Here is a 23,766-nt window from a genome sequence, read left to right on the forward strand (position 1 = left end):
ACGGGGCTACTGGTGTTTCGGACATTACTGGACCGAGGGTCTCGATCCGAGGACCGCAGTGCCGACGCGTACGTGTGTCGCGCCCGCCTCGATCGCGGCCTCGAGGTCACCGCTCATCCCGGCCGACAACCAGTCGGCGGAGGGATGGGAGGCGACCAGCTCTGAGCGGATGGCGGACAGCCGCGCGAACGCCGTGGCGGGGTCCTCACCCAGGGGAGCAACGGCCATGAGGCCGCGCAGTCGGAGGTGGTCGGCGGCCGCGACGCGGTCGGCCAGGGCCGCCAGGTCTGCCGGGTCGGCGCCGGCGCGACCTTCGCGGTCGGGTGGGTCGAGGCTGACCTGCAGGAGTACGTCGACGACGCGCTCCCCCGCCCCGGCGTCGAGCCGGCCGACGAGCTTGGCGCGGTCGACCGAGTGCACGACGTCGGCGTACGCGGCCACCGCCGCTGCCTTGTTGCTCTGCAGGCCGCCGATGAAGTGCCACCGCAAGCCCTCGACCCCGTCGGCGGCACACTCGGCGGCCTTCGCCTCGGCCTCCTGGTGACGGTTCTCCCCGACGTCGGTGACGCCGAGGTCGGCGAGCAGTGCCACGTCGGAGGCGGGGAAGTACTTGGTGACCACCACCAGGGTGACCTCGCCCGGGTCACGACCGGCCGTGCCGCAGGAGCGCTCGATCCGCTCCCGCACTGCGGCCAGGCCCGCGGCCAGCTCGTCCCTGCGGCTCATCGCCGCCCCGCGGGGTCGAGGCGGATGATGCCCGCGAGCCGGCCGGCGTGCGCGCCGTCGCGCCGGAAGGAGTAGAGGTCGGCGGACTCGCGCGTGCAGCGGGCGGCCCACTCGACCGCGACCCCGACGCGCTCGAGCTGCGCCGACACGCCCGCTCCGAGGTCCAGCGCCGGCGTGCCCCAGCTCGTCGCCGCCCGGCTGGCCGGCTCCACGGCGGACACCTCGTCCCGCATGTCCTCCGGCACCTCGTAGCAGGCACCACAGATGTGCGGCCCGACCCAGGCGACCAGACGCTCGGCTCCGAGGTCGCGCATCCGCGCGACGGTCGCCGGGACGATGCCACGCACCAACCCGAGCCGGCCCGCGTGCGCCGCTCCGATCACTCCGGCGTCCGGGTCGGCCAGCAGCACCGGCACGCAGTCGGCCGCGCGCACCATCAGGGTGCGGCCCGCCCCGGTCGTCACGATGCCGTCGGCCTCGGGACGGCCGGTGGGCGCGTCGTCCTCGACCAGCGCCACCGCCGCGCCGTGGACCTGGCGCAGGTCGCACAGCTCGTCGCCGGGGGCGAAGTCGGCCAGCAGGAGCCGGTGGTTCTCGGTCCGCGCCCGCGCGACGTCGTCGCCCTCGAGGGCGAGGTCGAGCTCGTCGTAGGGCGCAGCACTGACCCCGCCGAGCCGGTCGGTGAACGCCAGCTCGACGGGGCCTGAGGTCGTGCGGAAGGAGTACAAGCGGTCGGGCTCCGAGGCCTACTTCAGGAAGTCGGGCACGTCGAGGTCGTCGTCGAAGTCCATCGGCGGCGCGGTCGGGCGCGCTCCGACGGGGACGGCCGGCTGCTCGTCGCGGGCCTGCTCCTCGCGGGCCGGCTCGGCGGCCGGCTCGGGCTCCCGGCGCGCGGCCACCGCGGCCCGCACGTCGTCCTGCGTCGCCTGCGGGCGGGTGTCGCGCCGCAGGCTGCTGGACCGCTGCTTCGGCGGGGTGCCGCCGTCGAAGCCGGCCGCGATGACGGTGATCCGCACCTCGTCGCCCAGTGCATCGTCGATGATCGCGCCGAAGATGATGTTGGCGTCGGCGTGCACGGCCTCGGCGACCATCCCCGCGGCCTGGCTGATCTCGAAGATGCCGAGGTCGGAGCCGCCGGCCACGGACAGCAGCACACCGTGGGCGCCGTCGATCGAGGCCTCGAGCAGCGGGCTGCTCACGGCCATCTCGGCCGCGGCGATCGCGCGGTCCTCGCCCCGGGCCGAGCCGATGCCCATCAGGGCCGAGCCCGCGTTGCTCATGACCGCCTTCACGTCGGCGAAGTCGACGTTGATGAGACCCGGGGTGGTGATCAGGTCGGTGATGCCCGAGACGCCCTGGAGGAGCACCTGGTCGGCCTGGCGGAACGCGTCCATGACCGACACGTTGCGGTCGGAGATCTGCAGCAGCCGGTCGTTCGGGATCACGATGAGGGTGTCGACCTCCTCGCGGAGCCGCTCGATGCCCTCGTCGGCCGACTTCTTGCGGCGGGCGCCCTCGAAGACGAACGGCCGCGTGACGACGCCGATGGTCAGCGCGCCGAGCGAACGGGCGATCCGGGCCACGACGGGGGCGCCGCCGGTGCCGGTGCCGCCACCCTCGCCCGCGGTGACGAAGACCATGTCGGCCCCCTTGAGGACCTCCTCGATCTCCTCCGCGTGGTCCTCTGCGGCCTTGCCGCCCACGTCGGGGTTGGCTCCGGCGCCGAGGCCCCGGGTGAGCTCGCGCCCGATGTCGAGCTTGACGTCGGCGTCGCTCATGAGCAGCGCCTGGGCGTCTGTGTTGATCGCGATGAACTCGACGCCCTTGAGTCCGACCTCGATCATCCGGTTGACGGCGTTGACCCCGCCGCCACCGATGCCTACGACCTTGATGATGGCCAGGTAGTTCTGTGCAGCAGCCACGCCGTCTTCCCCTTCTCGGCTGGATGTGTTCTCGGGACCGCGAGGCCGGAACCCTTACCCTCATCCTGAGGGTTATAGTTATGTCAACCTCGTGGTGCCCATGACATTAGGGACGGTGACCGCCTCCCCTGGGGAGACACGCCGTTCGCGCCGCGCATCCTGCGCGAAAAAAGAGGTGGCGCGTCAGCTGGTGGTGGGGAGGCTCGGCACGCTGACGTTGTAGGTGCCGGCGTCGGGCCGGGCGTCGAGCAGGTCGAGCAGCACGCGCGCCTTCTCCTCCGAGAGGTCGGCACTCCCCCACTCCACGATGCGGTCGTCGCCGAGGGCGAGCCTGATCTCGTCGGCGGTGTCCACCTCGATGTGGTCGACCAGCTTCGCCACCGCCGGGTCGAGCGAGGCGACGACGTCGGCCGCCTCCTGGAGCGCGAACCGGTCCGCGTCGGAGGCGACCTTGACGACCGGCAGCGACGACGGCGGCTGCTTCGGCATCCCGCCGTAGGTGAAGGTGTCGCCCGTGTCGGAGAGGAAGACGTACGCCGGCCCCTCGGGGACGATCGCGATCGGCTCGCGCTCGTGGACCTCGATGTGCACGTCGTGGGGCCACTCCCGCGACACGTCGACCGACTGCACGGCCGTGAGCGACTTCACCCGCGTCTTGATGGCGTCGAGGTCGACGCCGACGAGGGCGTCGCCGGTCGGCACGTCCGCCGCGGCGAGCACCTCCTCCTCGGTGAGCTGCGAGTTGCCGGCGACGCTGGCCCCTTCGAGCCGCAGCCACGACGAGAAGTAGAGCGCGTAGACGCCGAGGCCGACGGCCCCGAGCAGCAGGGCCGCCACGGCGACGTACCGCAGCACGACCCAGCGCCGGGCCCACTGCCGCCGTACGAAGCGCCGCCGGGTGCGTGCTTGGCTCGAGCGCTCAGCCACGGGCGCGCTCCTGCAGTGCCGCCAGCAGCTGGGGGGCCAGGGTGGTGACGTCCCCCGCTCCCAGCGTGAGCAGGAGGTCGCCGGGCCGCGCCCGGTCGAGCAGCCGGTGCAGCGCCCGCTCGCGGTCGGGGACGAACGCGACCTGCTCCGCAGGAAGGGGTACGGCGTCGGCGACCGTCGCCCCGGTGACCTCCGCGTCCGGGTCCTCGCGAGCGACGTAGACGTCGAGCACGACCACCTCGTCGGCAGCACCCAGGGCGGCACCCATGTCGGCGCCGAAGATCCGGGTGCGGGAGACCAGGTGCGGTTGGTAGCACACGACGAGGCGCCCGTCACCGGCGAGCGAGCGCGCGGCCTCGAGGTCGCCGCGGATCTCGCTCGGATGGTGGGCGTAGCTGTCGTAGACCCGTACGTCGTCGGCCTCGCCGACCAGCTCCATCCGGCGCTTGGCACCGCGGTGCCGCGCGAGACCGCGGACGAGCGCAGCCGGGTCGGCACCCAGCTCGAGCCCGGCGGCGAGGGCGTAGAGGGCGTCCTGGGCGTAGTGCCGGCCGGGCACGGCGAGCTCGACCGTGCCGAGGTCCTCGCCGCGGGCCTCGACCCGGAAGCGGGTCGTGCCGCCCTCGATCGCGAGGTCGTGGCCGCGGACGGTCGCACCGTCGAAGAAGCCCGCGGTGACCTCGGCGAGGTCGGGCCGGTCGGAGATCGTCACCCGTGCCCGCCGCGCGAACTCCGCGAACGCGGCCTCGTAGGCCTCCTCGGTGCCCCAGTGGTCGAGGTGGTCGGCGTCCACGTTGGTGATCACGGCGATGTCGGGCGTGTAGACGAGGAAGGCGCCGTCGGACTCGTCGGCCTCCACCACGGCGACCGGGCCGCCGCCCCAGTGGGCGTTGGTGCCGAGCGTCGCCACCTCGGCGCCGATCGCGAAGGTCAGGTCGAGACCGGCCTCCTGTAGGGCGACGGTCGCCATGGCCGTCGTGGTGGTCTTGCCGTGCGTGCCCGCGACGGCCACGACGGTGCGGTCGACGAGCACCGACTGGAGCCCCGCCGACCGCGGCCACAGGCGCAGGCCACGGGCCTGGGCGGCGACGATCTCGGGGTTGTCCTCCCTGACCGCCGTCGTCGCGACGACCGTGTCGACGCCCGCCAGGTGCGCGGCGTCGTGGCCGACGTGCACCTCGATGCCCTCGCTCCGCAGCGCGTCGACGACCGGCGACGCGTAGGCGTCGCTGCCGCTGACCCGCACCCCCGCCTGGTGCATCAGCCGGGCGATGCCGGACAGGCCGGCACCGCCGATGCCGATGAGGTGGACGTGGCCGAGGTCGCCGGCGGCCGGGATGACGTCCGGCACCGGGATCCTCATGCGCCGCGCCCTGGACCGGCGGTCTCGACGACGATGCGAGCGAGGCGCTCGTCGGCGTCGCGCGGCACCAGGTCGGTCGCCGCCGCGCTCATCGCGGCCAGCCGGCCCGCGTCGCGCGCCAGGGCCGGCACCTCGGCGGCCACGTAGTCGGCGGTGAACGCCGGCTCCTCGACGACCAGGGCGCCGCCCGCGTCGGCCACGGACCGCGCGTTGAGCAGCTGCTCGCCGTTGCCGTGGGCCAGGGGGACGAAGATCGCCGGCACGCCGGTGGCCGCCGCCTCCACCACGCTCGACGCACCGCCGCGGCAGATCATCAGGTCGGCGGCGGCGAGGGCGTAGTCCATCCGCTCCACGAACGTCAGGACCTCGTAGGGCACCGACGGGTTCGCGCCGGTGTCGGGCGCCACCCACTCCGGGTCCTCGGTGCCCCGCGCACCGATGACGTGCAGCACCTGGACGCCCGCCCCGCTCAGCGCCGCCGAAGCACGGGTGAGGGCGCGGTTGAGCTTCCAGGCACCGAGCGAGCCACCGGTGACCACGAGGGTCGGCAGGTCCGGGTCGAGCCCGAAGAACGTGCGGGCCTCGGCGCGCAGGGCCGCCCGGTCGAGCTGGGAGATCATCCGCCGGATCGGCAGGCCGACGTACTCCGCCTTCTTCAGGGGCGTGCCGGGGAAGCTGACCGCGACCCGGCGCGCGATCCGGGCGCCGGCCTTGTTGGCCAGACCCGGCAGCGCGTTCTGCTCGTGGATGACCAGCGGCAGCCCGCGCTTGCGCGCGGCGAGGTACGCCGGCATGGACACGTAGCCGCCGTAGCCCACGATGACGTCGGGGCGGACCCGGTCGATCACCTCGTGCGTGGCCTTGACCGCGCCGCGCAACCGCGAGGGCACCAGCGCCAGGTCCTTGCCCGGCCGGCGCGGCAGGGGCACCGGCGGGATGAGCTCGAGCGGGTAGCCGGCCGCGGGCACCACCTTGTTCTCGAGCCCGCGCGGGGTGCCGAGGCAGGTGATCTCGACGGACGGGTCCTGACGCTTCAGGGCATCGGCGGTCGCGAGCAGCGGCGAGGTGTGCCCCGCCGTACCGCCGCCGGCCAACAAGACTCGCATTGGGCTAACGCTAGCGACGCGCGGACAGCCCGGACGCACGGGCACGCCGCCGCTGGGCGAGAGCCCGCGCGGCAGCGGGCTCGCGTCGGGCGAAGCCGACGACGAGGCCGAGCGCGACCAGCGTCGGTAGCAGGCTCGAACCGCCGTAGGAGACCAGCGGCAGCGGGATGCCGATCACGGGCAGCAGGGCGAGCACCATGCCGACGTTGATCATCATCTGGCCGAGCAGCCAGATCACGATGCCGAAGCTGCAGTAGCGGACGAACGGGTCGGTGGTCTGTCGGGCGATGCGCACCGTCGCGTAGGCGATGGTCAGGAAGAGCCCGATCACGAGGAGCGTGCCGACCAGGCCGAGCTCCTCGCCGAGCACGGCGAAGATGAAGTCGGTGTGGGCCTCGGGCAGCGCGCCCCACTTCTGCTGGCTCGCGCCGATGCCCTGGCCGAACACGCCTCCGGTCGCCATCGCGTAGAGACCGTGCGCCGGCTGCCAGCCGGTGCCCTCGAAGTCCTTGAACGGGTCGACGAAGGTCGTGATGCGGGCCAGGCGCTCGGAGGAGGTCGCGGCCAGCCCGAGCGCCAGCACGCTGACGACGCTGAGGCAGATCGCGAACAGCCGCATCGGGGCGCCGACGACCCAGAGCATGCCGACGAGGATCGCGAAGAAGACGAGAGCCGTGCCTAGGTCGTGGCCCACGACGACCAGCCCCGTGGCGAGCAGCATGCCCGGCACCACCGGCACCATCATCTGGTGCAGGCTCGTGAGCCGGCGCTCCTTGTTGGCGTAGATGTGCGCGGCCCAGATGATGATCGAGAACTTCGCGATCTCCGAGGGCTGGATCTGCACCGGACCGAGCGGCAGCCAGTTCTTGTTGCCGTAGACCTCGACCCCGAACTTCGCGGTGGCCAGCAGCAGCACCAAGGACACGGAGAACGCCGGGTAGGACAGGCTGCGCACCCACTTCGGCGACAGCCGCGAGGCGACGAAGGCCAGCGGGATGCCGATGGCCACCCAGAGCAGCTGCCGCTTGACGATCGAGTAGGAGTCGCCCGACTCCTCGAAGGCCTCGACGCTCGAGGAGCTCAGCACCATCAGGAGGCCGATCGTCAGCAGCAGTGCCACCGACGCGAGGAGCAGGTAGTAGTTGGCCAGCGGCCGCGACAACGCGTCGCGCACCGCGGCGAGCCAGCTGAGCCGGGCCCGCGAGCGCAGCGTGGCGAGGCGGGAGGAGCCGGTGGAGTCGGGGACCGCGGTGGTGATCGCCGCCACCCCCTTCCGTCGTCGGGCTCTGCCTCAGTCCTGGTCGGTCGCCGCCCGGACCGCTGCTGCGAAGGCGTCGCCCCGTGCGGCGTAGTCGGTGAACTGGTCCATCGAGGCGCAGCCCGGTGCCAGCAGCACGGTGTCGCCGGCCCGGGCGACCTCGGCCGCCGCGCCCACGACCCGACCCATCAGGTCAGCCCCGTCTACCGGGCCAGTCTCTCCGGCGCTCACCTCGATCACCGGCACATCCGGCGCGTGTCGCGCGAGCGCCTCCGCGATCACGGCGCGGTCGCGCCCGATCAGGACGACGGCGCGCAGCCGGTCGGCGGCCTTCAGGACGAGCTCGTCGAAGCTCGCTCCCTTCGCCAACCCGCCCGCGACCCAGACGACGGGTTCGTAGGCGAGCAGCGAGGACTGGGCGGCGTGCGGGTTGGTGGCCTTGGAGTCGTCGACCCAGGTGATGCCGTCGCGCTCGGCGACCACCGCGATCCGGTGGCCGTCGGGCCGGAACCCCCGCAGCCCTTCGCGTACGGCGGCCTGGCTGATCCCGTGCGCCCGCGCGAGCGCCGCGGCCGCCAGCGCGTTGGCGACGAAGTGCGGGGCGGGCGAGGCCAGGTCGGAGATCGCGCAGAGCTCGGCGGCCGAGCTCTGCCGCTCGTCGATGAACGCGCGGTCGACGAGCAGGTCGTCGACCAGGCCCACCATGCCGACCGACGGCACGCCGAGCGTGAACCCGATCGCCCGGGCTCCCTCGACCACGTCGGCCCGGCGGACCAGCTCCTCGGTCGTCGGGTCGGCGACGTTGTAGACGCACGCGCGCTCGACGCCCTGGTAGATCCGCCCCTTGTCGGCCGCGTAGTCCTCCATGGCCGTCGCGCCGTCGTACCAGTCGAGGTGGTCCTCGGCGAAGTTCAGCACCGCCGCGCTCTCGGCGGCCATCGTGGAGACGTAGTGCAGCTGGAAGCTCGAGAGCTCCACCGCGATGACGTCGTAGGGCTCGGGGTCCATCACGGCTTCGGTCAGCGGCAGGCCGACGTTGCCCGCCGCGACGCTGCGCAGGCCGGCGGCGCGGAGGATCGAGTCGAGCATCTGCACGGTCGTGGTCTTGCCGTTGGTGCCGGTGACGCAGAGCCAGGGCGCCGGCGCATCGGGATCGCGGAGCCGCCAGGCCAGCTCCACCTCGCCCCACACGGGGATCCCCCGGTCCCGGGCCTGCACCAGCAGGGGCGCGTCGGGCCGGAAGCCGGGCGAGGTCACCACGAGGTCGACGTCGTCGGGCAGCTGGTGGGTGGCGCCGGCGTGCAACCGCACGGTCGCGCCGAGGATCTCCAGCAGCTCCGCCTGCTCGAGCTGCGCGGCGCTCGCGCTCTCGGCGAGCACCGTGACCGAGGCCCCGAGGTGGGTCAGGTTGTCGGCGGCCGCGTAGCCGCTCGCACCGAACCCCGCCACCACCGCCCGAACGCCCTCCCAGCCGTCCTTGCGGCCGAGGGTCTCCACGGCGGTCCTCACAGCCGCGCCACCCACTCGGCGTAGAACACGCCGAGCCCGGTCGCGACGCAGAGCCCGGTGATGATCCAGAACCGGATGACGATCGTGACCTGCTCCCAGCCGAGCAGCTCGAAGTGGTGGTGGAGCGGGGTCATCCGGAAGACACGTCTGCCGACGCCGGTGAAGCGTTTGGTGGTCTTGAACCAGGTGACCTGGATCATCACCGACGCGGTGATCACCACGAACAGCCCGCCGAGGATGATGAGCAGCAGCTCCGTGCGGGTGAGGATCGCCAGCCCGGCGAGGCCTCCTCCGAGTGCGAGGGAACCGGTGTCGCCCATGAAGATCAGCGCCGGCGAGGCGTTCCACCACAGGAAGCCGAAGCACGCGCCGGTGACCGCGGCCGCGATCACCGCGAGGTCCAGCGGGTCGCGCACGTTGTAGCAGCTGGAGCTCGGCTCCTCCTGGCAGAACTGGTTGTTCTGCCAGATGTTGACCAGCATGTAGGCGCCGAAGACCATCACGCTCGCGCCGGCGGCGAGACCGTCCAGCCCGTCGGTGATGTTGACGGCGTTGCTGAACCCGGTGGCGAGGAGCCAGATCAACAAGATGGCCACCGGCCACCAGAGGTCGAGCCAGTCGATCTCGCGGAGGAACGAGATCTTGGACGACGCAGGGGTGCGGCCGTTCTCGTCCTGGAGCCAGGGGGACAGCGCCAGCGCGCCGAAGCCCAGCGCGATCACGGTCTGGCCGACCATCTTCGCCTTGCTGCGCAGGCCCAGGTTGCGCTGCTTGTAGATCTTGAGGAAGTCGTCGAGGAAGCCGACCAGGCCCATCCCGACGAAGAGGAAGAGGAGCAGCAGCGCGGAGGCGCTCGGCGTGGTGGTCGTGACGAGCTTGGCCAGGAAGTAGCCGAAGACCACCGAGGCGATGATCACGACGCCGCCCATCGTGGGGGTGCCGCGCTTCGTGTGGTGGCTGGTCGGGCCGTCCTCGCGGATCTCCTGCCCGTAGCCCCACCGGGTGAAGTAGTGGATCGCGACCCGGGTGCCGAGCAGGGAGATCAGCAGCGCGATGCCGCCCCCGAGCAGGATCGCTAGCACGCGGCTGTCCTCTCACGCAGTGTCCGTGTCCGTGGGGTCATCCCGCCACCAGCCCTTCGGCGACCAGCTCCAGCGCAGCGCCCCGGGACGCCTTGACGAGGACGACGTCCTCGGCAACGGCATTCTGCCGCAACCATGCGAGAGCCTCGTCGCGCCCCTCGGTCCGGACGACCTGGGGGCCCCCCGGAGCCTCCGCAGCATCGCCGATCCTGGCGGCCTCCGGGCCGACGACGACCACCACGTCGACACCGAGTCGCACCGCGTCGGCGCCGACCGCACGGTGACCTGCGTCGTGCTCCGGGCCGAGCTCCCGCATCTCCCCGAGCACGGCGACGGTACGGCGAGCGCCGGACCGGCCGATCGCGACCAAGGCCTCCAGCGCGGCGCGCATCGAGTCGGGGTTGGCGTTGTAGGCGTCGTTGACGACGACGAGCCCGTCGGCACGCTCCGCGATCTCCATCCTCCAGCGCGACGCCGCGGTGGCGGTCGACAGGGCGTCGGCGACGTCGGCCAGCGCGAAGCCGGCGGCCAGCGCCATGGCGGCCGCGGCCGTCGCGTTCTGCGCCTGGTGGGCGCCGGTCTGCTGCAGCCGCACCGGGGCCGCGTCGTCGTCGTGGAGCAGGGTGAAGGCGGGCCGCCCGAGTGCGTCGAGCTCCAGCTCGCCCCAGCTCACCGCCCCGGCGGCGCCGAAGGTGAGCACCTGGCCCGTCGTGCGGGACGCCATCGCGGCGACGAGGGCGTCGTCGGCGTTGAGGACGGCGACCCCGTCGGCCGGCAGCGCCTCGACGATCTCGCCCTTGGCCCGGGCGATCTGCTCGCGTCCGCCGAACTCGCCGACGTGGGCGGTCCCGACGTTGAGCGCGGCCGCGATGCGCGGCGGCGCGATGCCGCAGAGGTACGCGATGTGCCCGATGCCTCGGGCGCCCATCTCCACCACGAGGAAGTCGGTCTCCGGCCCGGCGCGCAGCACGGTCAGCGGCACGCCGACCTCGTTGTTGCCGTTGCCCTCGGTGGCGACGACCGCGTCCGCGCCGGCGAGCTGGCGCAGCACACTGGCGAGGTAGTCCTTGGTGCCGGTCTTGCCCTGGGAGCCGGTCAGCGCCAGCACCACGGCGGGGATCCGGTCGACGACGTGGCGGGCCAGCACCCCCAGTGCCACCACCGGGTCGTCGACGACGACCGTCGGCGCCTCGGTCGGCCGGCTGCCCAGCACGGCGTGGGCGCCCGCGGCGTAGGCGTGGCCGTCGACCCGCTCCCCCACGATCGCCACGAAGAGGCCGTCGGGGACCGGGGACCGGCTGTCGACGTACGCCGGACCGGTGACCACCACCGCCGGGTCGCCGTGCACCTCACCGCCGACGACGTCGGCGACCTCGGCCAGGCTCATCGGGATCATCGGCCACCTCCTGCCAGCAGGTCGCGCACCACGTCGCGGTCGTCGAAGGGGTGCACCACACCGGCGACCTCCTGGCCGGTCTCGTGGCCCTTGCCCGCGACGAGCACGACGTCGCCGGGGCCCGCGGCGTCGATCGCGGCGGCGATCGCATCGCGCCGGTCACCGACCTCGCGCACCTCGGCGCGGGCGGTCGCATCGATCCCGGCGAGGACCTCGGCACGGATGGCGGCCGGGTCCTCGGAGCGGGGGTTGTCGTCGGTCACGATGACCAGGTCGGCCTCGGCGGCGGCGATCTCCCCCATGACGGGGCGCTTGCCGCGGTCGCGGTCACCGCCTGCGCCGATGACGGCGATCAGCCGCCCGGCCGTCACCGGACGCAGCGTGCCGAGCACTGCGGTGAGGGCATCAGGCTTGTGGGCGTAGTCGACGTAGACGGCGAAGCCGGTCTCGGCATCGCGGGCACCGGCCACCCGCTCGAGCCGCCCCGGCACGCCTCCGGCGGCGGCGATGCCCGCCACGACCGCCTCCGCGGGCAGCCCGGCCTCGACCGCCGCCGCGATCGCCGCCAGCGCGTTGGCCACGTTGAAGTCGCCCGGCAGCGGCACGGACGCCCGCACGACGAGACCACCCGGTCCTCGCACCGTGAAGGCCGAGCCCTCCGGCCCGGGGTCGACGTCGACGGCCGTCCAGTCGGCATCGGTCGTGATCGACATGCTCCGCAGCGGGATGGTCGCCGACCCGAGGAGCCGCCGCCCGTGCTCGTCGTCGGCGTTGACCAGCCCGAGCCGCGCACGCTCGGGCGTGAAGAGCGTCGCCTTGGCCGCGAAGTAGTCCTCGACGTCGGTGTGGAAGTCGAGGTGGTCGCGCCCGAGGTTGGTGAACACGGCGACGTCGAAGACCACGCCGTCGACCCGGCCGAGCACGAGCGCGTGGCTGGAGACCTCCATCGCACAGGACTCCACGCCGCGCTCGCGCATGAGGGCGAAGAGTCCGTGCAGGTCGGGCGCCTCGGGCGTGGTCAGCGACGTCCGCAGGTCCACGCCGGCGATCCGGGTGCCGACCGTGCCGACCACCGCCGAGGAGACGCCCGCCGCTCCGAGCCCGCCGTCGAGGAGCCGGGTGACCGTCGTCTTGCCCTGGGTACCGGTGACGCCGATCATCCGCATCGCCTCGGCCGGCCGACCGTAGATGCCTGCGGAGACCGCGCCCAGCACGGCGCGCGGCTGCGCCACCACGATGCCCGCCACCTCCGGAGGTACGGCGGCGGCACCCGCGTCGTCCGTCAGGACCGCCGTCGCGCCCGACGCCGCAGCCTGGCCGACGAAGTCGATCCCGTGGGCGCGCGCACCGGGCAAGGCTGCGTAGACGTCACCCGGCTGCACGCGGCGCGAGTCGAGCGTGATGCCGGTGATCGGGCCGGGATCGGTCGCGCCGACCAGCCGCACGTCGGCCTGCTCGCGCACCAGTCCGACGACCTCGTCGAGGGAGAGGGGGGCGGGGTGCTGCGGACGGGTGCTCCTGGCGTCCATCAGTCGCCCGTCGTCATGGGCGGTCACCACTCGACGGGGAGCTGCGACGGCTTGGTGCCGGTCGGCGGGACGCCGTAGCGCCGCAGCGCGTAGCTCATCAGCTTGGCGAACGCCGGCCCGGCGACCGCGCCGCCGCCGCCGGTCTTCGAGTCGTGGATCACGACGTAGATGGTGAACCGCGCGTCGTCGGTCGGTCCGTAGCCGATGAACGAGGCCGTGTGACTGCCGTCGTAGCAGCCGCAGCTGTCGACGACGCGCTGGGCCGTGCCCGTCTTGCCGGCGATCCGGTAGCCCGGCACCGCGGCCAACGGTGCGACACCGTCGACGGGGTCGAGCACCCGCTCCATCATCAGGCCGGTCTGGCGCGCCGCCTCGGTGCTGACGACCCGTCGCTCGGTCGCGTCGTCGGTGCCGACCTCGGTGCCGTCGTCGAGGGTGGCGTGGCCCTCGACGAGGCTCGGGTCGATGTGCACCCCGTCGTTGGCGATGGTGTTGACCGCGGCGGTCATCTGCAGGGCGTTCACCGAGAGCGACTGGCCGAACGCGATGCGATCGTCCACCTGGTCGGTCCACGCGGCTCCGGCCGGCAGGATGCCGCGGCTCTCGGCCAGCATGCCCACCCCGGTGGTGCGGCCCAGGCCGAAGCTCGTCAGGTAGCGGCGCAGCTCGCCCTTCGGGAAGTTGTCGGCCGCGAGCACGGTGCCGATGTTGGACGACTTCGCGAGGATCCCGGCGAGGGTGAGGTGCTCGAACCCGTGGACCCAGTGGTCGTGGATCGGGCGGTCCTGCCGGTTGAGCACGGGCGGGACGACGTACTGCTGGCGCGGGCGGGCGAGGCCCGCGTCGATGAGCGCGCTGAGGGTCAGCACCTTCTCGGTCGAGCCCGGCTCGTAGACGTCGGTGAGAGCACTGGACTTGTAGCGGGACTTCGGCCAGTCCTGCGGGTCGCTGGCGTCGTAGGTGGGGTAGTCGGCCAGGGACAGGACGTCGCCGGTGCGGCTGTCCATGATGACGGCGATGCCGGACTCGGCATGAGCGCCCTCGACGGTCTGCTGGAGGACCTGCTGGGTGTAGAACTGCATGGTCGAGTCGATCGTGAGCCGCAGGTCCTCGCCGTCGACGGCCGGTGTGATCGTGTTGTGGCCGAGCGGGATCTGGTTGCCGGCGCCGACCTCGTAGCGCTCCTCGCCGTCGGTGCCCGACAGGTACTTGTCGAAGGCATCCTCCAGGCCCGCGAGCGCGTGGGCCGAGCCGTCCTTGCGCGGGGTGCCGAGGAAGCCGATCAGGTTGGCCGCCGTGCGGCCCTGCGGGTAACGACGGACCGGGTCGCGGCGCAGGAAGAGCCCGACGAAGCCCTTGCGCTCGGCCTTGTCGACGACGTCGGTGGCCAGCCGGGCCGGCACCTGCCGGGCGATGTACTCGAAGCGGGTGTCGGCGCGGAGCCGCTCAAGCACCTGGAAGTAGTCGACCCCGAGCTCCTTGGCGAGGAACTTCGCCAGCTCGGGAGCCTTGTCGGCGGTGAGCTTCGGGTCGGCGACGACCATCTTGCCGTCGATCGACTCCGCGAGCGGCACGCCGTTGCGGTCGAGGATCGAGCCCCGGGTGGCAGGCAGGACCACGTCGACGGACCCCTCGGCGGCCGCCATGGCGGCGTACTGCCCCGGGTCGACGCCCTGCAGCTGCACCAGGCGCGCCGCGAAGACCGACAGCACCATGGCGATCACCACGAAGCCGACCTTCAGGCGCAGCTCCGGCGAGGCACGCCGCGCCTGCGGCCCCGGTCGGGTACGGCTCGGTCCGGTCACCCTCAAAACCTAGGTCGTCAGCGCTGCCGATCGCGGTCCGGCGCGCCGTGCTGCCGGTCCTGGTGGCGGTCGCGGTGACCCGCGTCGGACCGTCCGCCCGTGTCACCCCCGCGCTTCTGCGGCTTCTCGTGCACGATGACCGGCGGCGGGTTCAGTGCGGCCGGCTTGTGCGGGCCCGGTGTGTTGGTGTTGATCGTGTTGCCCGGAACCGCCGGGACCGGCGTCCCGAGCACCTTGCCCGTCCCGAGCGTCAGCACGCCGGGCGCGCCGGGCAGCACCATCCCCAGCTTCTGCGCGCGGTCGGCGATGTTCTCGAAGGTGCGGCGCTGCTGGAGGTCGAGGTTGAGCGCCTCCTCGCGGGCGGTCAGGTCCGCGGCCTGGTGCTCGAGCGCGGTCTCGCGGAACGACGCCTGCTGCATGGACGTGTTGAACATCAGCAGCCCCAGCACGCCGGCGAGCAGGATCACGCTCACGAAGATGACGAACGGCACGCGCGGCGCCCGGGGCCGGGTGCGGGGGCGCGGCACCACGGTGAGCCGGGCACGCTGGACGGCGACCTCGGCGAGACGCGGAAGTCGGGAACGGAGCTGGGGTGCGGTGCTGCTCATGGTCTACGCCGCTCCTTCGCGGGGTCGGACTCGTTCGATGGCTCGCAGCCGCACCGAGGCGGCGCGCGGGTTGAGGGCGATCTCTGCCGCGTCGGCCTGCTCGGCCCCTCGCGTCACCAGGCGGAGGGCGGGCTCGTGCCCCTCGGGCACGAACGGCAGGTCGGGAGGTACGTCGGAGGCGCTGGCCGCGGTGAACGCGCGTTTCACCATGCGGTCCTCGAGCGAGTGGTAGGACTCGACGACCACGCGACCGCCGACGCCGATCGCGTCGATCGCGGCCGGGATCGCCCGCTCCAGCACGCGCAGCTCGTCGTTGACCTCCATGCGCAGCGCCTGGAAGGTCCGCTTGGCGGGATGGCCGCCGGTGCGCCGCGCGGGTGCCGGGATCACCTCGTAGAGCAGGGCGACCAGGCGGCCCGAGGTGGTGAACGGCTCCTTCGCGCGCTCCCGCACGATCGCGTCGGCGATGCGCCGGGCGAGCCGCTCCTCGCCGTACTGCTTGAGGATGCGTGCGAGGTCGGCCGCCTCGTAGGTGTTGAGGACGTCGGCCGCGGTCGGCCCGCTCCCGGAGTCCATCCGCATGTCGAGCGGGGCGTCGACCGCATAGGCGAACCCGCGCTCAGGGAGGTCCAGCTGCATCGAGGAGACGCCCAGGTCGAAGAGGACCGCGTCGACCTCCGACAGGCCGAGGTCGGCCAGGACGTCGGGGATCTCGTCGTAGACGGCGTGCACCCCGGTGAACCGGTCGCCGTACGGCGCCAGCCGCTCCCTGCTCAGCTCCAACGCCTGCTCGTCGCGGTCGATGCCGACGACGCGGGCCAGCTCGCAGCTGGCGAGCACGGCCTCGCTGTGGCCGCCGAGGCCGAGCGTCGCGTCGACGAGGACGGCGTCGGCGTGGTCGAGCGCAGGAGCGAGGAGCGCCACGACCCGGTCCAGCAGGACGGGGACGTGTCGAGGGTTCGTCATCGCCGTGGGGCCCTCAGCGTCCGAGTCCGTGGACCGCGACCAGGAGGAGCACGACCCCGAGGGACACGCCCGCGGAGAACGCCATCCGCGTCACCGCGTCACGGGCCAGCTCCCGCACCCGCGGCGGTGTGCCGTCGGTGGCGGCGCCGGCTGCCCTCGCGCCCATCACGCTCATCGGTTTCGACCCCTCGTGACCCTGCTCTGACCCAGAGAAATGCGAGCGATCCGTAGGACCAGGTCCCCCGCCCGCCCCCATTGCCGTCTGGTGCCGGGGAAGGTGCCCCAGAAGGCAGCGGGAGCGGGCCAGAGACCTCGTCCTGCGGATCGCTATCGATTTGTGCTCGTCCTGCGTGTGCTGCTCTGCCCTGCTGGCGCGGCTGCGCCCACGGGGGTCGGTCAGTCGTCGTCCTCGTCGAGGTCGACGAAGTCCCCCATCGCGTCCTCCTGGAACTCCCGCCATGCGGTGGGGTTCCAGATCTCGAGCCGGTCGCGCACCCCGATGACGACGACGTCGCGCTCCAGGCCGGCGTAGTCGCGCAGGTGCGCCGGGATGCCGATCCGGCCCTGCTTGTCGGGCTTGCCCTCGTCGCCGCCCGCGAACAGGACGCGTGCGTATCGGCGGGCCGCCCGGTTGGTCATCGGCCGCGCGGCTGCCCGCTCGGCCTCGTCGGCGAAGACGTCGGAGGGCCACACGACGAGGCAGCTCTCCTGACCCTGCGTCACCACGATCCCCTCCGCCAGCCGATCCCTGAACTTCGCCGGGAGGAAGAGGCGCCCCTTCTCGTCGAGCTTGGGGGTGTAGGTGCCCATGAAGAGCATCGGGCACCTCCTGCTTCCTCCACTTTCCCCCACCCTACTCCACTTTCCCCCACCGTCAACCATCTTTCGGCGTGTTCTCCGTGCGATCGACCGCGTTTGCGCAGGCCAGAGGCGTGGAGTGCGGTGGAGCGTCGTGGAGGACGTCACGGGCAGGCCGGGACGACGGCCGCGGCGGGCAGGTCGATGCGAACGCGTGACCGCGCCGTGACCCCACGGGAGCCGCGGGCGGGTTAGGTTGCTCGTCCGCCGTACCTTGGCCTCGACGCGCGCCTACGCTGGAGGGCGCGCGTGACAGACGGGAGAACAACCACGTGGACTCGCCGACCACCCATCAGCAGCACCCGACGGGCGCCGACGTGGCGACGGTCGCCCGCGTGGCGAGCCGGATCCGCGCCAACGTCGAGCACGTCATCGAGGGCAAGAGCGAGGTCGTCTCGGCGGCGCTCGTGGTGCTGCTCGCCGAGGGGCACCTCCTTCTCGAGGACGTGCCGGGCGTCGGCAAGACCATGCTGAGCAAGGGCCTGGCGCGCAGCATCGACTCGACCGTGCGGCGCATCCAGTTCACCCCCGACCTGCTGCCCTCCGACGTCACCGGCGTCTCGGTCTACAACCAGCAGACGCGGGAGTTCGAGTTCCGTCCGGGCGGCGTCTTCGCCAACATCGTCATCGGCGACGAGATCAACCGCGCCTCCCCCAAGACGCAGTCCGCCCTCCTGGAGTGCATGGAGGAGCGGCAGGTCACCGTCGACAACGTGACCTACCACCTCGAGGCGCCGTTCATGGTCATCGCGACCCAGAACCCGGTCGAGATGGAGGGCACCTACGCATTGCCCGAGGCGCAGCGCGACCGGTTCATGGCGCGGGTGTCGATCGGCTATCCCGTGCCGGCGGCAGAGATCGCCATGCTCAACTCCCACACCGAGCTCAACCCGCTCGACGACCTCGAGCCCGTCACCGACGGCGCCGAGCTGCGCAAGCTCTGCGCGATCGTCGGCCAGGTCCACGTGTCGGAGGCCGTGCAGCGCTACGCGGTCTCGCTGGCGTCGGCGACCCGCGACAACCTCGAGCTGCTCCTCGGCGCCTCGCCGCGGGCCACGCTCCACCTGGTCCGCGCGGCCAAGGCGTACGCCGCGCTCCACCAGCGCGACTACGTCCTGCCCGACGACGTGCGGGCGCTCGTCCAGCCGGTGCTCGCGCACCGCCTGCTGCCCAGCGCGGAGGCCGCGGTCAGCGGCCGCGGCACGAGCGCCATCCTCGAGGGCATCGTCGCGCAGGTGCCGGTGCCCGAGATCCGTTCCTGACCCGCCACGACCAGGGAGACGGCCATGCGTGACGGGCTCACCGGACTGACCCTGCGGGGCCGGGCGTTCCTCGCGGCCGGGGCGACGGCGATCGTCTGCGCGGTCCTCCTCGGTCAGCCCAACCTGACCCGCATCGGCGTGCTGGTCATCGCCCTCCCCCTCGTCTCGGCGTTCGTCATCGGCCGCCGGCGCTACACGCTCGCGATCACCCGGTCCGTCCACCCGCGCCTGGTCGGTGCCGGTCAGCCGGCCCGCATCGAGCTCGACCTCGTCAACGCCGGCCGGTCCAGCGCCGGCGCGCTGCTGGTCGAGGACCAGGTGCCCTACGCGCTCGGAACCCGGCCCCGCTTCGTGCTGCAGGGCGTCGCCCGGCAGTGGCACCGCCGGGTGAGCTACCAGGTCCGTTCCGACGTCCGCGGCCGCTTCGAGATCGGCCCCCTGACCACGCGGATCACCGATCCCTTCGGTCTGGTGGAGATCCGGCGCGCGATCCCCGGGGTCGCGCCGCTCGTCGTCACCCCGCGCACCGTCGCCCTACCACCCATCCCGATCGTCGGGGGCTGGAGCGGGTCGGGCGAGCACCGCCCGCAGGTCTTCGCGGCCGGGTCGGCGGAGGACGTCAGCGTCCGCGAGTACCGCCGCGGCGACGAGCTCCGCCGGGTCCACTGGCGCAGCTCGGCCCGGATGGGCGACCTGATGGTGCGGCGCGAGGAGCAGCCGTGGGAGGCCCGGGCGACCGTGCTGCTGGACAACCGGCTCCGATCGCACCGCGGCCAGGGGCTGGGTTCGAGCTTCGAGTACGCCGTCGTGGCCGCCGCCTCGTTGGTCCTGCACCTGGACCAGCACGGCTATGCCGTCCGCCTCGTCCTCGCCGACGGCACCGGCGCCGACGAGACGTCGACCGCCGTGCTCGAGCGCCTCGCACTCGTGACCACCACCCAGCACGCGAAGCTCGACGTCGGCTGGACGGGCGACCAGACCCGCGGCGGCCTCGTCGTGGCGGTGCTGGGCGCGCTCGAGCAGGTCGACGCCACCGCGCTGAAGAAGATCCGGCACGACGCCGGCAACGCACTCGCGATGGTGCTCGACGTGGACCAGTGGCTGGGCCGCAGCGCCCCTGTCGCCGCCGACGACGGCGCGCCGACGGCCGGCGCGCTCGGCTTCCGGGCGGTCGCCCTCGGCCCGCGTGACCGGCTCGACACCGCCTGGCGCGACCTCGGCCGGGCCGGTCGCGCGGCGGCCGCCGGCCTGATCCCCACCGGGGCCGATCGATGAGGGCGCGGCCCTCCTTCGGCCACGCGCTCCTGGTGGCGTTGATCGCCGCCGGCACCACGTGGGCGGCGCTCCTCGCCTGGCGCGGGTTCCTCACCGACTCCTTCTCCTACCTCGCCCCGCTCGCGGTCACCGCCGTGATGATCGCTGCGGCCGGTGCGGTGCTGCGGTGGCTCGGCAGCCCCGCGCTCGCCGTCGTGGCCGTGCAGCTGCTGATCGGGGTCGCGATGGTGAGCAGCGAGCTCGGCGGCAGCCCGCTGCCGGCCGGCGCCGCGGCGCAGGAGATCGGCAGCGCGCTCACCAACGCCCTGGACTCCGCGCGCACCTACGCGGCGCCGATCCAGGCCGACGTGCCGTCGGTCGCTCCCCTGCTCTTCCTCGGCGGGGTCGTCTTCCTGCTCCTCGTCGACTTCCTCGCGTGCACGCTGCGCCGCGTGCCGATCGCCGGTCTCGCACTCCTGGCGATCTACTCCGTCCCCGCCGGGCTGGTGAAGGCCGGCCCCAGCTGGGTCGCCTTCCTGCTCGCCGCCATCGGGTTCTTGGCCCTGCTCCACCTCGACAGCCGCGACCACCTCCTGAAGTGGGGCCGCTCGCTGGGGTCGGAGTCGAGCAGCCCGTGGGCCGAGAGCAACCCCGTCGCGGACGCGGTGCGGGTGGGTGCCGGCCGCATCGGCGCCATCGCCACCGCCTGCGCGTTGCTGATCCCACCGTTCGTCCCGGTCCTCAACATCGACCTGCTCGCGATCGGGCCCGGCGACGGCGACGACAACATCCAGATCCGCAACCCGCGCACCGACCTGCGCCGCGACCTCGAGCAGCCCGACGAGGTCGCCCTGGTCAGGTTCCACACCGACGACCCGCACCCCGGCTACCTGCGGATCGCCTCGCTCGACCGCTTCACGGGCAACGAGTGGAGCACCGGCGACCGGGGCGTGGCCGACGAGGACACCGCGACCGGGGCCCTGCCGACGCCGACCGGCCTCGACAGCGACGTGCCGCGGACGTCGTACACCTACCAGTTCCAGGCCACCGAGGAGTTCGACTCCACCTGGTTGCCGACCCCCTTCCCCGCGTCGTCGGTCACCGCCGACGGCGACTGGCGCTTCGACCCCGACACCTTCGACTTCCTCGCCGTGCCCGACGACCTCACGACCAAGGGCCTCGACTGGAGTGCCACCGGCCTCGACCTCGACTTCGGCACCGACGGCCGGTTCTTCAAGGACCCCGGCCTGGACGAGGTCGACGACGAGTTCCTCGAGGTCCCCGGCGGCCTGCCCTCCATCGTCCGCAGCCAGGCCGTCGCGGTCACCTCGGGCGCGCGCGACGACTACGAGGCGGCGCTGCTGCTGCAGGACTGGTTCCGCGAGAGGGGCGGCTTCCGCTACAGCCTGAAGAAGGCTCCGTCGGGCATCGGCGGCGACGCGTTCGAGAGCTTCCTCGACGCTGACGCCCCCGAGGGCCGGGTGGGCTACTGCGAGCAGTTCGCGTCGGCCATGGCGGTGATGGCCCGGATGGTCGGCATCCCCGCGCGGGTCGCCGTCGGGTTCCTGTCCCCCGACGACCTGGGCAACGGAAACTTCGAGTACACCTCCGACAGCCTGCACGCCTGGCCCGAGCTCTACTTCCACGGCACCGGCTGGGTGGGCTTCGAGCCCACGCCTTCGCGGATCTCCGGCACACCTCCGGACTACACGACCGTGCCCGTCGACATCGACAACCAGTCCGAGTCCACCAGCGCCACGTCGGCGAGCGGGCCGGACCGCACGCTCACGGAGGAGGCGACCGCCACCGAGACCAGGACGGCGCCGGAGGAGCAGACCCCGGCCGACCAGAGCTCCACCGACGACGCGGGCACGGACTGGCTCGCCGTCATCCTGCAGCTGGGCGCCGGGCTCCTGGTGCTCGTCCTCCTCGGTGCCCTGGGCTTCGGCCCGCGGTTGCTGCGACGACGCGCGCGCGAACGGCGGCTCGCCGGGACTCCCGAGGACGTCTGGGACGAGCTGCGGGCGACCGCGGTCGACCTGGACCTCCCCTGGCCCGCGGGCCGCTCGCCGCAGGAGGTCGGGCGGGTGCTCGTCGAGCACCTCGGCGACCGCACCGACCCGAACCGGCCGGAGCGACCGCGCACTGGGCCCGATGCCGATCCGGAGGCCGCGATGGCGCTCGAGCGGGTCGTCGCCGCCCTCGAGCTCGTCCGCTACGCCCGGCCGGGCTCGACGGTGCCGTCGCCCGGGCTCGCGGACGACGCGCGCACGTGCGTGGCCTCGCTGGAGGCCGGTGCGGCTCGAGGCGCTGTTGTCAGGGCACGCTGGTTGCCGCGGTCGATCGGTCGTTCAGGGGGACGCCGGAGCATCGGCGACACCGCGCGCGAGGAGGAGCGCGTCGGCGTCTGAGGACCCGTCGGTCAGTAGCCGCCGCGGTCGCGACGACGGCGCCAGCGCGCCTCGACCTTCTCCATGAAGCTGCTCGAGGAGCGCTGCCGGTGCGGGCGACGGCTGCGTGCCCGGCCCCCGTCGATCACGCCGAAGCCCGACGGGTGCGCCGAGACGCCCGGGTTGCTGCCGGGCTGCGAGCTCAGGTTCTGACCACGGATCGCGCTGAGGCCGATCGTCGCCGAGCCCAGCATGATCACGAACCCCACGATCCCGATCTGCCACAGACCGCTGATCGCCCCGCCCATCAGGACGGCGATGCCGACGACGAAGACGAGGCCCGCGAGGACGGCGCGCCGGCGGGCGGCCCGCCGCGCGGTGGTGCCCCGGAGGGTGGAGGCGAACTTGGGGTCCTCCTCGACGAGGGCGCGCTCCATCTGCTCGAGCAGTCGCAGCTCCTCTTCGGAGAGTGGCACCGGATCCTCCACACGTGCGTCGACAGGGGATGTCGAAGGGTCTTGATCTTCAGTGTAGGCAGGCGCTGCGCCGTCCGGTAGGCCGACCTGATATTTCGTCGCGTCATCCCAGCAGGCTGCCGCGCCGCACGGCCGAGGAGCCGAACCGGTCGGTCGCCCGGTCGACCGCACGGTCGGCGTCGGGCCACCCGGGGTCCTGCTCGCCGATGACGAGCTGGCGGCTGCCGAGCTCGCGGCGCGGGCGGAGGCCCTCGACCCGCACGCCGACCAGGCGGACGGCCAGCCGCAGCGGGAAGACCTCGTCGAGAAGCAGGAGGGCTGCTTGGTAGACGTCGTGCGTGACGTCGGTGGGCTCGGGCAGCGTGCGGGAGCGGGAGATCGTGCGGAAGTCGCTCCAGCGCACGGTGATCGCGACCGTGCGGCCGACCTTGTCGGCGGAGCGCAGACGCGCCGACACCCGCGCGGAGAGGCGCAGGACCTCACGGGCGAGCACCGCACGGTCACGGGTGTCGGCGTGGAGGGTGTGCTGGGCCCCCATGCTGCCCTCGGGCGTGCCCTCGCCGAACCCGAACGTCCCGGCCCCGCCGGGCGTGAGCTCGCTCCGGTCGGCCCCCCACGCGAGGGCGTGCAGGTGGCCACCGAGGTGGCCGCCGAGCATCCGGCGCAGCTCGCTCACCGGGAGCCTCGCCACGTCGCCCACGGTCAGCAGCCCGAGCCGGTGCAGCCGCTGCCGCGTCGCCTCGCCGACGCCGTAGAGCTCGCCGACGTCGAGCGGGTGCACGATCGCGGCGAAGTCCGCCGGCGCGATCACCAGCACGCCGTCGGGCTTCGCCCGCCGGCTCGCGAGCTTGGCCACCGAGATGGCGGCGGCGATGCCGACCGAGCAGGTGATGCCGTGCTCGGCGCGGACCCGCGACCGGATCCGCTCGGCGATCACGGTGGGTGGGCCGAACAGCCGGGTCGCGCCGCGGACGTCGAGGAACGCCTCGTCGAGCGACATCACCTCGACCACCGGCGTGAACTGGCGGAAGGTCTCCATGATCGCCCTGGAGACCGGGCGCAGCACGTCGAAGTCGGGCGGCACCTCGACCAGCCGCGGGCAGAGCCGTCGCGCCTCCCCGCCCGACATGCCGGATCGGATGCCGTAGCCGCGCGCCGGGTAGTTGGCCGACAGCACCACCCCGCGGTGTCCTCCGCCCACCACGACCGGGACGTCGTGCAGCTCCGGGAGATCGCGGATCGCCACCGACGCGTAGAACGCGTCCATGTCGACGTGGAGCAGGTGCGGCGCGGGCCTCGAGGACGCCGGGGTCACCGGCGCGGCCTCGG

21 protein-coding genes are annotated in these 23,766 nt (G+C 73.0%); 3 read left to right on the forward strand and 18 right to left on the reverse strand.

The features are described 5' to 3' along the window. Window positions 1-24 precede the first annotated feature (24 nt). The 16 genes from ACAX67_RS19720 to mraZ form a co-directional block, all read right to left on the reverse strand. Window positions 25-726: a YggS family pyridoxal phosphate-dependent enzyme gene (locus tag ACAX67_RS19720; protein WP_370705603.1), complete on the reverse strand. Its 702-nt coding sequence runs from the start codon at window positions 724-726 to the stop codon at window positions 25-27. Continuing rightward, window positions 723-1,454, reverse strand: coding sequence for a peptidoglycan editing factor PgeF (gene pgeF, locus ACAX67_RS19725; protein ID WP_370705604.1), 732 nt, complete (start codon window positions 1,452-1,454; stop codon window positions 723-725). Before pgeF ends, ACAX67_RS19720 begins: the two co-directional genes overlap by 4 nt. An 18-nt stretch (window positions 1,455-1,472) precedes the next feature. Continuing rightward, the gene (gene ftsZ, locus ACAX67_RS19730) at window positions 1,473-2,648 is read right to left on the reverse strand and encodes a cell division protein FtsZ (RefSeq protein WP_370705605.1); all 1,176 of its coding nucleotides are present in this window, start codon (window positions 2,646-2,648) and stop codon (window positions 1,473-1,475) included. A 183-nt stretch (window positions 2,649-2,831) separates the two neighbouring features. Continuing rightward, entirely contained in the window at window positions 2,832-3,575 is a 744-nt protein-coding gene (locus tag ACAX67_RS19735) for a cell division protein FtsQ/DivIB (RefSeq protein ID WP_370705606.1), read from the reverse strand. Next, window positions 3,568-4,938 carry a UDP-N-acetylmuramate--L-alanine ligase gene (gene murC, locus ACAX67_RS19740; RefSeq protein ID WP_370705607.1) on the reverse strand — a complete coding sequence of 457 codons (1,371 nt, stop codon included), beginning with the start codon at window positions 4,936-4,938 and terminating at the stop codon, window positions 3,568-3,570. Before murC ends, ACAX67_RS19735 begins: the two co-directional genes overlap by 8 nt. Continuing rightward, window positions 4,935-6,044: an undecaprenyldiphospho-muramoylpentapeptide beta-N-acetylglucosaminyltransferase gene (gene murG, locus ACAX67_RS19745; RefSeq protein ID WP_370705608.1), complete on the reverse strand. Its 1,110-nt coding sequence runs from the start codon at window positions 6,042-6,044 to the stop codon at window positions 4,935-4,937. Before murG ends, murC begins: the two co-directional genes overlap by 4 nt. Before the next feature lie 10 nt (window positions 6,045-6,054). Further along, window positions 6,055-7,311: a putative lipid II flippase FtsW gene (gene ftsW, locus ACAX67_RS19750; protein ID WP_370705609.1), complete on the reverse strand. Its 1,257-nt coding sequence runs from the start codon at window positions 7,309-7,311 to the stop codon at window positions 6,055-6,057. A gap of 24 nt (window positions 7,312-7,335) precedes the next feature. Beyond that, window positions 7,336-8,799: a UDP-N-acetylmuramoyl-L-alanine--D-glutamate ligase gene (gene murD, locus ACAX67_RS19755; protein WP_370705610.1), complete on the reverse strand. Its 1,464-nt coding sequence runs from the start codon at window positions 8,797-8,799 to the stop codon at window positions 7,336-7,338. Between the two features lie 8 nt (window positions 8,800-8,807). Further along, window positions 8,808-9,893, reverse strand: a complete 1,086-nt coding sequence (gene mraY, locus ACAX67_RS19760) for a phospho-N-acetylmuramoyl-pentapeptide-transferase (RefSeq protein ID WP_370705611.1) — start codon at window positions 9,891-9,893, stop codon at window positions 8,808-8,810. A 37-nt stretch (window positions 9,894-9,930) separates the two neighbouring features. Further along, window positions 9,931-11,289, reverse strand: a complete 1,359-nt coding sequence (locus ACAX67_RS19765) for a UDP-N-acetylmuramoyl-tripeptide--D-alanyl-D-alanine ligase (protein ID WP_370705612.1) — start codon at window positions 11,287-11,289, stop codon at window positions 9,931-9,933. Next, window positions 11,286-12,818 (reverse strand): UDP-N-acetylmuramoyl-L-alanyl-D-glutamate--2,6-diaminopimelate ligase, encoded by a 1,533-nt coding sequence (locus ACAX67_RS19770; protein WP_370705613.1) that lies wholly within the window; start codon window positions 12,816-12,818, stop codon window positions 11,286-11,288. Before ACAX67_RS19770 ends, ACAX67_RS19765 begins: the two co-directional genes overlap by 4 nt. Window positions 12,819-12,841: 23 nt before the next feature. Further along, window positions 12,842-14,623, reverse strand: a complete 1,782-nt coding sequence (locus tag ACAX67_RS19775; protein WP_370705614.1) for a peptidoglycan D,D-transpeptidase FtsI family protein — start codon at window positions 14,621-14,623, stop codon at window positions 12,842-12,844. 17 nt (window positions 14,624-14,640) lie between these two features. Next, entirely contained in the window at window positions 14,641-15,231 is a 591-nt protein-coding gene (ftsL, locus tag ACAX67_RS19780) for a cell division protein FtsL (RefSeq protein WP_370705615.1), read from the reverse strand. Between the two features lie 3 nt (window positions 15,232-15,234). Next, a complete protein-coding gene (gene rsmH / locus ACAX67_RS19785) occupies window positions 15,235-16,197 on the reverse strand; it encodes a 16S rRNA (cytosine(1402)-N(4))-methyltransferase RsmH (RefSeq protein ID WP_370705616.1) in 963 nt (320 codons plus the stop codon). A gap of 13 nt (window positions 16,198-16,210) precedes the next feature. Continuing rightward, window positions 16,211-16,372, reverse strand: a complete 162-nt coding sequence (locus ACAX67_RS19790) for a hypothetical protein (protein ID WP_370705617.1) — start codon at window positions 16,370-16,372, stop codon at window positions 16,211-16,213. A gap of 221 nt (window positions 16,373-16,593) precedes the next feature. Beyond that, window positions 16,594-17,016, reverse strand: a complete 423-nt coding sequence (gene mraZ / locus ACAX67_RS19795) for a division/cell wall cluster transcriptional repressor MraZ (protein WP_370705618.1) — start codon at window positions 17,014-17,016, stop codon at window positions 16,594-16,596. Window positions 17,017-17,372: 356 nt separating this feature from the next. Between mraZ and ACAX67_RS19800 the strand changes: the two genes are divergently transcribed. The 3 genes from ACAX67_RS19800 to ACAX67_RS19810 are packed head-to-tail and all read left to right on the forward strand — an operon-like array spanning window position 17,373 to window position 21,982. Continuing rightward, the gene (locus tag ACAX67_RS19800) at window positions 17,373-18,317 is read left to right on the forward strand and encodes an ATP-binding protein (RefSeq protein WP_527891047.1); all 945 of its coding nucleotides are present in this window, start codon (window positions 17,373-17,375) and stop codon (window positions 18,315-18,317) included. A 24-nt stretch (window positions 18,318-18,341) separates the two neighbouring features. Next, window positions 18,342-19,592 carry a DUF58 domain-containing protein gene (locus ACAX67_RS19805; protein WP_370705620.1) on the forward strand — a complete coding sequence of 417 codons (1,251 nt, stop codon included), beginning with the start codon at window positions 18,342-18,344 and terminating at the stop codon, window positions 19,590-19,592. Next, the gene (locus ACAX67_RS19810; RefSeq protein ID WP_370705621.1) at window positions 19,589-21,982 is read left to right on the forward strand and encodes a transglutaminase TgpA family protein; all 2,394 of its coding nucleotides are present in this window, start codon (window positions 19,589-19,591) and stop codon (window positions 21,980-21,982) included. Before ACAX67_RS19805 ends, ACAX67_RS19810 begins: the two co-directional genes overlap by 4 nt. Window positions 21,983-21,993: 11 nt before the next feature. Here the strand turns inward: ACAX67_RS19810 and ACAX67_RS19815 are convergent, their stop codons facing one another. Further along, entirely contained in the window at window positions 21,994-22,437 is a 444-nt protein-coding gene (locus ACAX67_RS19815; protein WP_370705622.1) for an SCO2097 family morphological protein, read from the reverse strand. Window positions 22,438-22,540: 103 nt separating this feature from the next. Then, window positions 22,541-23,752, reverse strand: coding sequence for a DNA polymerase IV (gene dinB, locus ACAX67_RS19820; protein WP_370705623.1), 1,212 nt, complete (start codon window positions 23,750-23,752; stop codon window positions 22,541-22,543). Window positions 23,753-23,766: the final 14 nt, after the last annotated feature.

Source organism: Nocardioides candidus, from assembly GCF_041321175.1.
Classification (GTDB): Bacteria; Actinomycetota; Actinomycetes; order Propionibacteriales; family Nocardioidaceae; genus Nocardioides.